Source organism: Rhodococcus koreensis (assembly GCF_900105905.1).
In the GTDB taxonomy this organism is placed as follows: Bacteria; Actinomycetota; Actinomycetes; order Mycobacteriales; family Mycobacteriaceae; genus Rhodococcus_F; species Rhodococcus_F koreensis.
Genome location: NZ_FNSV01000005.1, coordinates 2,183,625 through 2,195,661 on the forward strand (window position 1 = coordinate 2,183,625; position 12,037 = coordinate 2,195,661).

Here is a 12,037-nt window from a genome sequence, read left to right on the forward strand (position 1 = left end):
TCAGTCCAGACCGCACGGCTCCGGCACTTGCTCGGGTTGCTCCGCTCCCTCGCTGCGCGCGCCGTCACCGGAGCAGGCCCTTCATCTGGATGGTGGGGGTGGCGGCCAGCGCGGCCTGCTCAGCCGCACGCGCCACCTCCTCCCGGTGAACACCGAGCGGCATCTGCTGGATCTTCTCGTGCAGCGCGAGGATCGCGTTCAGCAGCATCTCGGGCCTCGGCGGGCACCCCGGCAAGTAGATGTCGACAGGGACGATGTGGTCGACACCCTGCACGATCGCGTAATTGTTGAACATCCCACCCGACGACGCGCACACGCCCATCGCCAGCACCCACTTCGGCTCCACCATCTGGTCGTAGATCTGCCGCAGCACCGGCGCCATCTTCTGGCTCACCCGGCCGGCGACGATCATCAGATCGGCCTGCCGGGGTGAGGCACGGAACGCCTCCATGCCGAAGCGGGCGATGTCGAAGCGTCCGCCTGCGGTGGCCATCATCTCGATCGCGCAGCACGCGAGCCCGAAACTGGCGGGCCACAGCGAGCCCTTCCGGACGTAGCCCGCAAGCCCCTCCACCGTGGTCAGCAGGAAGCCGCTCGGCAGCTTCTCCTCGATGCCCATATCCGACTCTTCTCTTCCGACTTAGCTTTTCGATCGCCGACGGGACCGATCAGTCCCAACTGAGACCGCCACGCCGCCACTCGTACGCGTAGGCGACGGAGACATTGAAGATGAACAGGGCCATGGCCCCGAGACCGAAGAAGCCGAGGGCGTCGAAATGAACAGCCCACGGATAGAGGAACACGATCTCGATGTCGAAGATGATGAACAGCATGGCCGTCAGGTAGTACTTCACCGGGATGCGGCCCGCGCCCAGCGGCGAGGACGTCGGCTCGATCCCGCACTCGTAGGCGTCGAGCTTGGCACGGTTGTAGCGTCTCGGACCGACGATCCTCGCCACGATCACGGAGAACACCGCGAACGCGACCGCAATCGCCCCGAGCACGAGGATCGGCACGTAGACATTCACGCCGTCTCAGCTCCCCTCTTCCCGAGCCTGTCCGCCCGATTCCCGGGCGGTCGTTTCCGAAGCTACGCTCTTGTGAGTTATGCCACAGCGTACAAGGGAAGTCGTCGGGCCCGGCCGATTTGACCGAGCGAGTTCAAGGCGATCTGGAAATGCGGAAAACCGCTGCGGGACAGGCGCTCGATGCGCCTTCGGACGGCGGAATCGGAAGTCAGGAGACCCTAAGCAGAGAGTCGGGTGCGGAGCAGCGCTATGACCGCTTCGGACAACCGGATCGGGTCGAGCGGGTGCGGCACCGCGGCCTCCGCGCGCGACCAGCTGGCCAGCCAGGCGTCGTCGGGACGTCCGGTCAGGACCAGGATCGGCGGGCACTCGTCGATCTCGTCCTTCAACTGCTTGGCGATCCCCATCCCGCCCGCGGGCACCGCCTCGCCGTCCAGGACGGCCAGGTCGATGCCGCCGGCATCCATCTCCCGGATCACCACGGGCGCCGTCGCCACCTCGACGTACTCCAGCTCCGGAAGGTCGGGGTGCGGACGCTTCCCCAACGCCAGCACGACCTTCTGGCGGGTGCTCGCGTCGTCGCTGTAGACGAGGACACGCAACCGATCAGAACGGCTGGTGTGGGCGGTCGCGTCGGTCACGGAGACGATGCTACCGGTCCCCCGCCTTCCAGAGCGGCGGCTCGCGTCGATCGAAAAACGGCGCGTCGAAATCGAATTGGTTTGGCCGGCGGCCGCAGCTGCCCGGCTACAGTCTCTCCGCGATGGCGAGCGCCGTGGAACCGAGCTTCGGCAGGCGGAGATCCGCGATGGGGGTCAGCATGTTGCCGAGCCGGTTGGTGACGAAGGCGATCGACAGACCCGTGTCGGCGTCGGCGAACGCGCCAGACCCACCCAACCCGTAGTGCCCGAACGTATTCGACGGCTGCTTGCGGCGCGCGACCATTCCCGCGTGGTAGCCGAGCCGCCAGTTCATCGGTATGCCCAGTACGTAGTCGCGGGCCGTGGTCTGCACCTGGCTCAGCTGCGCCACGACCTCCGGCGGGAGGAATTCGACACCGCCGACGGTTCCGCCGTTGGCCAGCGCCCCGTACATGCGCGCCAGGGCGCGGGCACTGAACACGCCGTTCCATCCCGGCATCACGCTGTCGTGGATCGCAGGGTTGCGGACGAGGGCGTCGAAACCGGCGGGCATGCCGGCGTCGGCGACGTTGCGGAGACCGGGCAGCCGCGCCATCGCGAACGACGTCGCACCCCACGGAACACCGAACGGGTTGATGTGCGGGAAGGTCCTCGCGATGCGGGACCGCTCGGCGGGCGGCACCTCGTACCAGAATTCCTTCACCCCGAGCGGTTCGGCGACCTCCGTGCGCACCAGTTCGGTGAACGGTGTTCCGGCCGCACGGGACGTCAGTTCGGCGACCAGCGAGCCGAATGTCACGGCGTGATAGCCGGGGGTCTTCAGCCGCCGCCGATCCGGGGTCGCCGCGGCCAGGGCGGCACTGACCAGGCCATGGTCCATCAGACTCAGGGGGCCCGGAACGAGTCCGCGAACGCGGTGCAGTCCGGCGCGGTGCGACAGCAGTTCGCGCACCGTGATCTCGTCCTTGCCCGCGGTGGCGAACTCGGGCCAGTACTGCGCCACCGGGGCGTCGTAGTCGATGATCCCGCGTCCCGCGAGACGGTGCAGCACGGTCGACGCGACGCCCTTGCCCGTGGAGAACGTGAGGGTGACCGTGTCCTCCTGCCAGAACGTGTCGCGGCTCGCCCACCCGGCCCACACATCGACGACCGGCTCACCGTGGAGGTAGACGGCCAGCGCACCGCCGCCCTGGCCGACGTCGTGGAAGAGCCGGAAGAACTGGTCGACGAGCACCCCGAATCGCCGGTCCGCCAGCATCCCCGCCGGTGGCCGTACGGTGCGGCGCCTCAACGGCCACGGCGATGTGGTCGTCATGTCGACTTCCCTCGGTCGCTCTTCACGTCAGTGACATGTGCATTTAACTTCCTCTTTACACACGGGAGAACGCCGCCGGCACCGCTTCAGAGCCTGCGTGATCGCTTCGTGGCCATACCGCAACGGGAAAGAGTGTCCGGGGCCCGGAGAGGTGACCCGACCATGATCCGGAGAGGTGACCCGACCATGATCATTTCGGCTCGAGCGAGTGGAAGTAATCGGACCTGACCTCGACGTCCTCGACGAGACGCGTCGTGGTCTGCACCCCCAGTGAATGCTCCTTCAACAGGTCGCACAGCCGGTCGCCGTCGATGAGGTCGATGGGCGGGGCACCGTCCCTCTTGGACTCCGTGCGGGCGTCACCGGTGAAGGTTCCGGTCGTGATGAGCAGACCCTTCTCGCCGCGACCCGCCATCGCGCCACGGAAATCGCGCACCGCCCCGGCGCCGACACTGCCGCTGTAGCGCTTGCACTGGAAGAACACGGGGAAACTGAGCAACGACAACTGGTACACGCCGAGGCCCTCGATGTCGCCGTCGCCGCCGCGACCGGTGACGGACGCGCTCGAGAATCCGGCCTCCCGCAGCAACCGCTGGGTCAGCCGCTCGAACGCAGGCGGCGACATCTTCAGTACCGTGTCGAGCAGCAGGTCCTTCCAGTCCGCGTCGTTCTCGGCCTCGGCGATGTTGGCGTCCGGTTCGTCGTTCCTCCGGGATGCGGCCTTCGCCGATTTGCGGGCGGCATTCTTCTTGCGGTTCTCGGCGGAGAACTCGGCGTGCAACGGGCGGATCTCGCTCTCGGCGACCTCGCGGCCCTTCTCCGTCACACTCCACACCCCGCGACGGCTGTTGGTGAGCAGACCCATCCCCTTGAGGTAGGTGCGGGCCCACGCGAGCCGGTACTCGATCTCGGTGCTCGGACCGTCACCGTGCAGCACGCCCTGCACGTCGGACGAAAGACCTTCTCGCTCAACGACTGCGCTGTCGAGCTCCTCGTTGGACGCCGAACCACCGAGAGCAATGGCAGCCTGAAGCGCTGGCCAGAGGAGGTCGACGTACTGAGGAACGTGAACAGTCATGGCCACAAGCATGCCCGAATCCTCCGCGCACTCTGCACACGGACCCGGATCCTCCGGGCACTCCGCACACGGACCCGGATCCTCCGGGCACTCCGCACACGGACCCGGATCCTCCGGGCACTCCGCACACGGACCCGGATCCTCCGGGCACTTCGCACACGGACCCGGATCCTCCGGGCACTCCGCACACGGACTCCGACCCGATCACCCCGGCGAACCCTGGGCAAGCCGAGCCTCCGCCCGGTTCTCGAGCTGCGCCCGGTAGATCGTCTTCCCCGATCGGCGCACGATGAGGTAGGCGAGTCCGACCGCGATCATCCCCGGCACGAGCACGCCGATGCTTCCCGTCATCTCCGCGACCATCAGCATCACCGCGAGCGGCGCGCGGGCGATGCTCCCGAAACACGCCATCATGCCGACGATGACGAAGGGCGCCGGATTGTCGGGGACGCCCGGGGCGATCGGCTCCAGCAGTCGCCACACCGCGGCGCCGGTGAACGCCCCGATCACCATGCCCGGACCGAAGATGCCGCCCGATCCGCCAGATCCGATGGACAGCGACGTCGCGAGGATCTTCGCGAACGGCAACAACAGCACCACCCACAGCGGGATGGCCGCGAGGTCGTCGCGGGCCATCGATTGCTGGATCCAGCCGTATCCGCTGCCCAGCACCTCCGGCAGCACCAGCGCCATCAGTCCGACGAGCAGCCCGCCGACCGCCGGCTTGACGATCCGGCTGCCCGGCAGGCGGTGGGTGAGGTCGACGGCGGTGTAGAACGTCCCGCTGTACAGCAATCCGATGAGGCCGCCGAGCACACCGATGAGCGCGAACCACACCAACTGGGCCGGGGTGTCGAAGACGTAGTCCTGGGCGGCGTACCCGAACAGCGGCCCGAAGCCGAGGAAGCTGCCGAACACGGTGTAGCTGACGATCGACGTGACCAGCGCAGGCACGAGCACCTCGAAATCGAAGTCCTCCTTGTACGGGATGGTGCAGCACAGCACCGCACCGCCGAGCGGGGCGCCGAAGATGGCGCCGATGCCGGAGCCGATGCCGATCGCCACGGCGATGCGGCCGTCCCGCGGGGACAGGTCCAGCCTGCGGGCGAGGAGCGATCCGAAACCCGCCGAGATCTGCGCGGTCGGCCCCTCTCGACCGCCGGACCCGCCGGACCCGATCGTGATCGCCGACGCGACCAGCTTCACCAGCACGACGCGGACGCGGATCATGCGGGGGTCCCGGTGCACGGCCTCGATCGCCGCGTCGGTGCCGTGCCCCTCGGCCTCGGGGGCCAGGGTGAACACGAGGATGCCCGACACGAGACCGCCCAGGCACACCACGAGCGGAATCGCCCACGGTCTGGTGAACTCCCTGCTGCCGCCCGCGCCGCCGTCACCGGCCGCGGTCGGCGGGTGGTACCCGCCGATGTCGACGATCAGCAGTTGCGTCGCCTCCGACAGCGCGACGTAGAACACGACCGCGCCGAGCCCGGCGACGATGCCGATGACGACACCGAGGACCAGCCATTTGCGGGTGTAGCCCGCGGTGCGGATCCAGGCTCCGGCCGGCGCCCCGATCGACCGCAGAGCCCGCGACCAGGACGCCACCCGGATCACTCCAGCTTTCCGAAGACCGTTCGACCCTCCAGGATCGTGGCGAGCACTTCGAGGTCCGCGATGTCGTCGGGATCCACCAGAAGCGGGTTGGCCGACAGCACGACGAGATCGGCGTGCAGCCCGGGGACGATCGCCCCGATCGCGTCCTCGCTCCGGAGGTGCCACGCCGAGTTGATCGTCTCCGCACGCAAGGCGTCCGGGACCGAGATCCGCTCCTCGGGGGCGAGCACCCGTCCCGACCGGGTGCGGCGGGTGACGGCGTCGGCGATGTTGCGCAACGGGTTGGTCGGGGTCACGGGACCGTCGTTGTGGAACGAGATCCGCTGACCCGCCGCGATCGCGGAAGCTGCAGCGGCCCAACATGCTCCGCGTTCGGGACCGAACAGGTCGTCGACGAGCACGTCGCCCCAGTAGTAGAGGTGGTCGACGAAAAGGCTGCACGTGACGCCGAGTTCGGTCGCACGGCGGAACTGCTCCGGGGTCATCGCCCCCACGTGCTCGAGTCGCAGTCGGTGATCGTCGCGCGGCGACTCGGCGAGCATCCGCTCCCACGCGTCGAGGGCCAGGGTGACCGCGGCGTCACCGTTGGCGTGGCAGGAGATCTGCCAGCCGTTCTCGAAGTACGGCTTGCTGATCTCGAGTATCTCGTCCGCGGTGTAATTGGCCTTGCCGCGCGATCCGGCGAGGCCGAGCGACCGGGTGACGTCGGTGTCGAGATACGGGAAACTCGTGGCCGCGTTGCCCACCCACGGCGAGCCGTCCGACCAGATCTTGATACCCACCTGGCGCAGCAGGTCGTCGCCCACTCCGGGTGACACGTCCGTGGAGCGCTCCGGGTTCGACATCTCGTACAGCCGCAGCCGGGTGGTGAGAGCACCGGACCGGGCGATCGCGGTCAGGGCGCTCCGGAAGCGTGGGTCGAATGCCATCTCGCTCGCGGTGGTGATGCCTGCCGCGTTCATCCGCGCGCATTCCGCGGCGAGGAGTTCCGGCAGCCGGGTGGACGCACCGTCGAGGATCGAGGCTGCCACCGCCATCACCGCGGGCGCCTCGAACGCCGAACCGTTCAGGTCGCCCGACTTGTCGCGACCGAAGCTGCCGCCCTCCGGGTCCGGTGTCTTCTTGGACAATCCGGCTTCCCGGGCGGCGACGTCGTTGAAATACGCGACGTGACCGGTGTTGTGCAGGATCACCAGGGAGGTGTCGGGAGCGACGGAATTGAGCCATTCCCGGGACGGTTCCGGCAGCCCCTTCTGGAGCAGAGGGTCCCAGCCGTTGAGCACGGCGCCGTCGGGGTGCTCGTCGACGGCGCGGCGGACGGCGTCGACCACCTCGCCCGCGTCGGCGATGGTCACCGGCCTGATGTCCACCACCGGTTCGCCGAGCAGCACCGCCGAGTTCAGCGGGTGACCGTGCGCCTCGACGAACCCGGGGAGGATGCAGGCGCGGTGCACGTCGACCGCGATCGTTGCCGGTCCGATCAGCGGAAACACCGCGGCGTCGTTGCCGACGGCGGCGATCCGCCCGTCCCGCACCGCGACCGCCCGAGCGCGTGGCGCGGCGTCGTTCATGGTGACCACGTCACCGAACAGCACCAGATCGGCAGGTTTTCCGTCGTTCGTGCCCATCAGTGCACCCTCCCGTCAGACCGGGCGCGGGCGAGTGCCCATGCGCCGGCAGCGAGTGTCGACTGTGACTTCAGATTACAACTACGCAGCAGGTCATATGCAGGAATAGTGCGTAACCGCGATCGGTTACAGACAGGCATGACCGAAACACCTCTGCCCGTGGACGGCCTCTTCGAGCCGTTCGCCGTCAAATCCCTCCAGCCCCGGAATCGCTTCGCGATGGCACCCATGACCAGGGCTTTCTCCCCTGACGGCATTCCCGGGGAGGACGTGGCGGCGTACTACCGCCGGCGTGCGGCGGGCGGGGTCGGTCTCGTCATCACCGAGGGGACGTACATTCCGGACCCCGTAGCCGGATCCCACACCCGGGTGCCGCTCCTCTACGGACAGGACAGCCTCGCGGGCTGGAAGTCCGTGGTGGACGCGGTCCACGAGGAGGGCGGGCAGATCATCCCGCAGCTGTGGCATCTGGGCGTCGAACGCGGCCCGCAGCCGCGTATGAACCCCGAGGTGACGACGGCCAGCCCGTCCGGAATCGCGCTGGACGGAACCCGGCTGGGACGCGAATTCACCGGGTCCGATCTCGACGCGCTGCGCGAGGCCTGGGTGGCGGCCGCCGTCAACGCGCGTGACGTGGGCTTCGACGGCATCGAACTGCACGGCGCCCACGGCTATCTGCTCGACCAGTTCCTGTGGGACCGCACGAACGTCCGCTCCGACGGTTACGGCGGATCTCTCGAGGCCCGCACCCGGTTCCCGGTCGAGGTGGTCGCAGCGATCCGCGAGGCCGTCGGGGACGACTTCGCGATCGTCTACCGCTTCTCCCAGTGGAAGTCGAACCACTACGATTCGCGCATCGCGCAGACCCCCGACGAACTCGCGGCCGTGCTGACGCCCCTCGTCGCCGCCGGTGTCGACGTGCTGCACCCGTCCACCCGCAGGCACTGGGACCCGGCCTTCGCCGAGCTGTCCGGTGAGGACGGGGAACTCGGCCTGGCCGGATGGACCAAGCGGCTGACGGGACTGCCCACGATCACGGTCGGTTCGGTGGGTCTCGACGACGTGTTCACGACGGCCTTCACGTCGGACGGCGCCTCGAACACCGCCGGTGTCGACCGCCTGCTCCGGCAGTACGAGAACGGCGAGTTCGATCTCGTGGCCGTCGGCCGCGCACTGCTGTCCGATCCGGAGTGGGTGCTCAAACTCCGCGACGGCAGGACCGCCGAGCACATCCCGTACAGCAACGAGCACCGGGCGGTCCTGCACTGACCGCGCCGGTCAGCTGTCCTCGACGGTGATCTCCACCTGATCGACGTTCACGCCTTCGGGTGGGTTCGCGGTGCCCTCGGTCGAGATGCGGCTCTTGTCGACCCCCTGCGCCTCGAGGGCGTTCGCGACGGCCTGAGCGCGCTGGTCGGCGAGGAGTTCGGCGGCCGCCTCGTCCGTGTTGCTGGCGTACGCCTCGATCGCGATCTTGGCGTCGCCCGCCTTCATCGCGGCGGCCACCGCCTTGACGGTCACGTCCGAGAGGGCGTTGAGTTCGGCGGTTCCCGACTCGAATCCGATCGGGACCGCCGCGATGGCCGAGTTGATCGCGTTCTGGGTGGCCTCGCGCGCGGTGTTCACGGCGGACGACGCCGTGGCCTGCACACTGCTGATCGCGCCTTCCACCCGATCGGACGCGGAGGCCGTCGTCGTGGTCGCGATCGGAGCCTCGTTCGAGTCGTTGGAACAGCCGGCCACGCCGAGCAGCGCGAGGGCCGCGACCGCGATGCCGGTGACGATGGTCTTGCGCATGATGGTTTCCCCTATACGTCCGTATGTCCGGAAAGCGCTACACGTCGTGGGACGAGGATAGCCCCGCCCGCACCCTCGAAGGTGGGATTCGAACACGGCCCAGGCTCCCACATCGTGAGATTTCTCGGACGGATGTGAATCCGGACACAGGCTTCTCACCTGCCCAAAAACCGTTGATTCGCCTTCCGTTTCAATTCGGTTAATTCCACGGATTGCGATCTCATTTCAATAACGGTAGAAATGAATCCGGCGCCCGCTCAGCGCCAACATAAATGCCCACAACCGAGCAAGGAGTTACACGCATGGATCTCGCCTTCCTGTCCGAATTCTTCTCCGCCTTCTCCGACCTCGCCGGTGCCCTGGACTTCTTCTCGGGTTCCGCCGACGCATTGGGCGGTGGCGCAGACGCCGCAACGGCGGCCGCAGCCACGCTTGGCTAGCATTTCCGCTGGCACAAGACTTGAACACCCGCGACGGGGTTCGTGCGCTCAGGCGCGCGGGCCCCGTCGCGGCGTTGCCGGCAGCGTCACGATCGTGTCGATCACGTATCTATTACGATGAATAATTCGCGACGTGAACATGTTCATTATCCGCGTCACCAGCATTTTCCCCGGAATTGGTCGGTCGACCAATTGATTCGCCATTCTCACGATCAACGTTTCCGTTTCACCGTTGGTTTATTCGCGAAATAATCGCGCGCGCTGCACATTTCGGCGGTTTCGCAGCACGCGCACATCTCAGTGCACATCTGTACACTCAAATCTCGTGACCGACCCGCAGATCAGACGCCGCTCCGAGGTGCGGGCACTCGCCCGGCTGGCCCTCGACGAAATCGGGGCCGCCGCCGGCGGCCTCGGCAGCATCCACCGCGCCGTCTCGGACCGGGTCTTCGCCGGAGTACGGCTCGGCGTCGGCACCCATGCCGTCCCCGCAAAGGCGCTCCACGACGAGATCACCGCCGCCGTGTATGCGCTCGTCGCCGACACCGCCCGACTCGGGGGTTCCCTCGCGGGACAGTTCCTCGACTTCCCGTCGGCGGAGAACGTCCCGCCGTCCCAGACGCGCCGCGGAGCCCGGGCCATCGCCGCGATCCAGGGGCTGATCGGCGACGTACTGGAATCGGAGGGGTCCGTGCTCGCCGAACCCCTGGCGATACGGGTAGGCGGCGTCGCACTCACGGCGGCCGAGTCCACGCTCGCCGATGCCTTCCCCCACGCCCGCGGCCGCATCGTCGTCTTCCTGCACGGACTCGTCGAGACCGAGGACGCGTGGTCGCTGGGCGGCCGCCCGACCTACGGTGAACGACTCGAGACCGACCTGGGATACACGGCGCTGCAGATCCGCTACAACTCCGGCCGGCACATCTCCGACAACGGCAGGAGCCTGTCCGACCTTCTGGACGCGGTCACCGAGCACTGGCCGGTGGACGTCGAGTCGATCGCACTCGTGGGGCATTCCATGGGCGGCCTCGTCGCCCGCAGCGCCTGTCGAATCGCCTTCCTCGACGACCGCCCGTGGGTGCGGCGGGTGCGGCAGGTCGTGAGCCTCGGCTCACCTCACCTCGGCGCCCCGCTGGAGCAGGCTGTCCACTTTGCGAGCGCCGGTCTGGCCGCACTGCCCGAGACGCGGGCGATCTCCGGACTCCTGCGCCGGAGGAGCGCCGGCATCCGGGATCTGAATCAGGGTTCGCTCGTCGACGAGGACTGGCGCGGTCGCGACCCGGACGCCCTCCGTGCCGCGGCCACCAGCGAGGTCCCCCTCCTCGACGGCGTGACGTACTGCTTCGTCTCCGCGACCATCACCCGCAGCCCGCGGCATCCGCTGGGCCGCCTGCTCGGCGACGGCATGGTGCTCGTGCCGAGCGCGTCCGGCCGGAACCGGACGCGGATGATCGGCTTCCGCGACGAGGACGGCATGCACCTCGCACCCGCGAATCATTTCACGATGCTCAACCACGAGTCGGTGTACGAGAAGCTGCTCGAGTGGCTTGGCGCCCCGGAGACCTGACCCTGCTCAGGCCATGGTCGTGTGCCACACGACGGCGGCCGCGAGCGCACCCGCGCCGTTCAACGACCAGTGCAGCGCGATGGGCGCGATCAGACTGCCGCTGCGGCGGCGGAGCCAGGTGAACACGATGCCCGCGGCCGCGGTGGCGACCACCGCGGCGAGGATCCCGAGCACCTGCCCGAGGACGCCGCCGCCGAGAAAGCTCGACAATCCCTTGTTGCCCGACGTCAGTCCCAGCGAGGACGCGATGTGCCAGAGACCGAACATCAGCGATCCCGCCGCGAAGACGCCGCGGGCGCCGTACACGCGGTCGAGGGTGCCGTGCAGCACGCCGCGGAACGCGAGCTCCTCGGGGATGACGGTCTGCAGCGGGATGACGATCATCGACGCGATCAGGGCGCCGGAGATCGTGGCGTACCGGTCGGCCATGAAGAACGGCCGGGTGATCGGCAGGGCGGCACCGATCGCGACGACGCCGATCACGAGGCCCATCGCCGCGAGGGCGTACAGCGACCCCTTGCGCCAGTGCCGAGGCGAGAGCCCCAGTTCTGCCCAGCCGAGTCCGCGGCGCCGGGTGAGCACGAGCAGCACGACGGCGGCGATGGGAACGGTCGCGATGCTGGCCCACGCGGTGGTGAAGTGCGCGATCAGATTCGTGGCCGCGAGGACGACCACCACGATCGCGATGTCGAGGTAGGCGTGCAGTACGGGCCGCTTGGCACGTGCACCGGACGTCTCGTCGTCGGCGGCTCCGGCGTCCTGGACTGCAAGGGTCATTCGGCCGGCCGATCTCGTTCCGTGTTCAAGCATCCAGTCAAGTGTACGGATTTACTTGTGAGAACTCTGTGAGCCACGCCACTGTGCAGGTGAAAGCATGCCCCCGCGTCACAGGGCCGCCGGAGCCCGCGTCTAGCCTGAAGACGAAC

General features: G+C 68.1%; 12 protein-coding genes. 3 read left to right on the forward strand and 9 right to left on the reverse strand.

Annotation, left to right across the window (positions count from 1 at the left end):
• Positions 1–64: 64 nt before the first annotated feature.
• The 7 genes from BLV94_RS14840 to BLV94_RS14870 form a co-directional block, all read right to left on the reverse strand.
• Complete coding sequence (locus tag BLV94_RS14840) at positions 65–619, reverse strand: NuoB/complex I 20 kDa subunit family protein (RefSeq protein ID WP_005574811.1); 555 nt, start codon at positions 617–619, stop codon at positions 65–67.
• Between the two features lie 49 nt (positions 620–668).
• Complete coding sequence (locus BLV94_RS14845; RefSeq protein ID WP_015889709.1) at positions 669–1,028, reverse strand: NADH-quinone oxidoreductase subunit A; 360 nt, start codon at positions 1,026–1,028, stop codon at positions 669–671.
• Between the two features lie 218 nt (positions 1,029–1,246).
• The gene (locus BLV94_RS14850; RefSeq protein ID WP_072940574.1) at positions 1,247–1,669 is read right to left on the reverse strand and encodes an Rv3143 family two-component system response regulator; all 423 of its coding nucleotides are present in this window, start codon (positions 1,667–1,669) and stop codon (positions 1,247–1,249) included.
• Positions 1,670–1,775: 106 nt separating this feature from the next.
• On the reverse strand, positions 1,776–2,984 hold the full coding sequence (locus BLV94_RS14855) for a serine hydrolase domain-containing protein (RefSeq protein ID WP_072940575.1): 1,209 nt from the start codon (positions 2,982–2,984) through the stop codon (positions 1,776–1,778).
• Positions 2,985–3,174: 190 nt separating this feature from the next.
• Positions 3,175–4,074, reverse strand: a complete 900-nt coding sequence (locus tag BLV94_RS14860; protein ID WP_005253670.1) for a restriction endonuclease — start codon at positions 4,072–4,074, stop codon at positions 3,175–3,177.
• 192 nt (positions 4,075–4,266) lie between these two features.
• Positions 4,267–5,679 carry a chloride channel protein gene (locus BLV94_RS14865; RefSeq protein WP_072940578.1) on the reverse strand — a complete coding sequence of 471 codons (1,413 nt, stop codon included), beginning with the start codon at positions 5,677–5,679 and terminating at the stop codon, positions 4,267–4,269.
• Entirely contained in the window at positions 5,676–7,307 is a 1,632-nt protein-coding gene (locus BLV94_RS14870) for an amidohydrolase (RefSeq protein WP_072940580.1), read from the reverse strand. The genes BLV94_RS14865 and BLV94_RS14870 overlap by 4 nt, the downstream gene beginning before the upstream one ends.
• Before the next feature lie 138 nt (positions 7,308–7,445).
• Here BLV94_RS14870 and BLV94_RS14875 point away from each other — a divergent pair, with 138 nt between their 5' ends.
• A complete protein-coding gene (locus BLV94_RS14875) occupies positions 7,446–8,576 on the forward strand; it encodes an NADH:flavin oxidoreductase (protein ID WP_072940583.1) in 1,131 nt (376 codons plus the stop codon).
• A 9-nt stretch (positions 8,577–8,585) separates the two neighbouring features.
• Here the strand turns inward: BLV94_RS14875 and BLV94_RS14880 are convergent, their stop codons facing one another.
• On the reverse strand, positions 8,586–9,104 hold the full coding sequence (locus BLV94_RS14880; RefSeq protein ID WP_072940585.1) for an OmpA family protein: 519 nt from the start codon (positions 9,102–9,104) through the stop codon (positions 8,586–8,588).
• 302 nt (positions 9,105–9,406) lie between these two features.
• Between BLV94_RS14880 and BLV94_RS49565 the strand changes: the two genes are divergently transcribed.
• Both BLV94_RS49565 and BLV94_RS14885 read left to right on the forward strand, forming a co-directional pair.
• Entirely contained in the window at positions 9,407–9,544 is a 138-nt protein-coding gene (locus BLV94_RS49565) for a hypothetical protein (protein ID WP_167372164.1), read from the forward strand.
• 325 nt (positions 9,545–9,869) lie between these two features.
• Positions 9,870–11,111, forward strand: a complete 1,242-nt coding sequence (locus tag BLV94_RS14885; RefSeq protein WP_072940587.1) for an esterase/lipase family protein — start codon at positions 9,870–9,872, stop codon at positions 11,109–11,111.
• Positions 11,112–11,117: 6 nt separating this feature from the next.
• Here the strand turns inward: BLV94_RS14885 and BLV94_RS14890 are convergent, their stop codons facing one another.
• Positions 11,118–11,888 (reverse strand): CPBP family intramembrane glutamic endopeptidase, encoded by a 771-nt coding sequence (locus BLV94_RS14890; protein WP_072940590.1) that lies wholly within the window; start codon positions 11,886–11,888, stop codon positions 11,118–11,120.
• Positions 11,889–12,037: the final 149 nt, after the last annotated feature.

Coding starts and splice junctions, on each gene's coding strand:
- BLV94_RS14840 (WP_005574811.1), bottom strand. CDS start 619: ATGGGCATCGAGGAGAAGCTGCCGAGCGGCTTCCTGCTGACCACGGTG.
- BLV94_RS14855 (WP_072940575.1), bottom strand. CDS start 2,984: ATGACGACCACATCGCCGTGGCCGTTGAGGCGCCGCACCGTACGGCCA.
- BLV94_RS14860 (WP_005253670.1), bottom strand. CDS start 4,074: ATGCTTGTGGCCATGACTGTTCACGTTCCTCAGTACGTCGACCTCCTC.
- BLV94_RS14870 (WP_072940580.1), bottom strand. CDS start 7,307: ATGGGCACGAACGACGGAAAACCTGCCGATCTGGTGCTGTTCGGTGAC.
- BLV94_RS14875 (WP_072940583.1), top strand. CDS start 7,446: ATGACCGAAACACCTCTGCCCGTGGACGGCCTCTTCGAGCCGTTCGCC.
- BLV94_RS14880 (WP_072940585.1), bottom strand. CDS start 9,104: ATGCGCAAGACCATCGTCACCGGCATCGCGGTCGCGGCCCTCGCGCTG.
- BLV94_RS49565 (WP_167372164.1), top strand. CDS start 9,407: ATGGATCTCGCCTTCCTGTCCGAATTCTTCTCCGCCTTCTCCGACCTC.
- BLV94_RS14890 (WP_072940590.1), bottom strand. CDS start 11,888: ATGACCCTTGCAGTCCAGGACGCCGGAGCCGCCGACGACGAGACGTCC.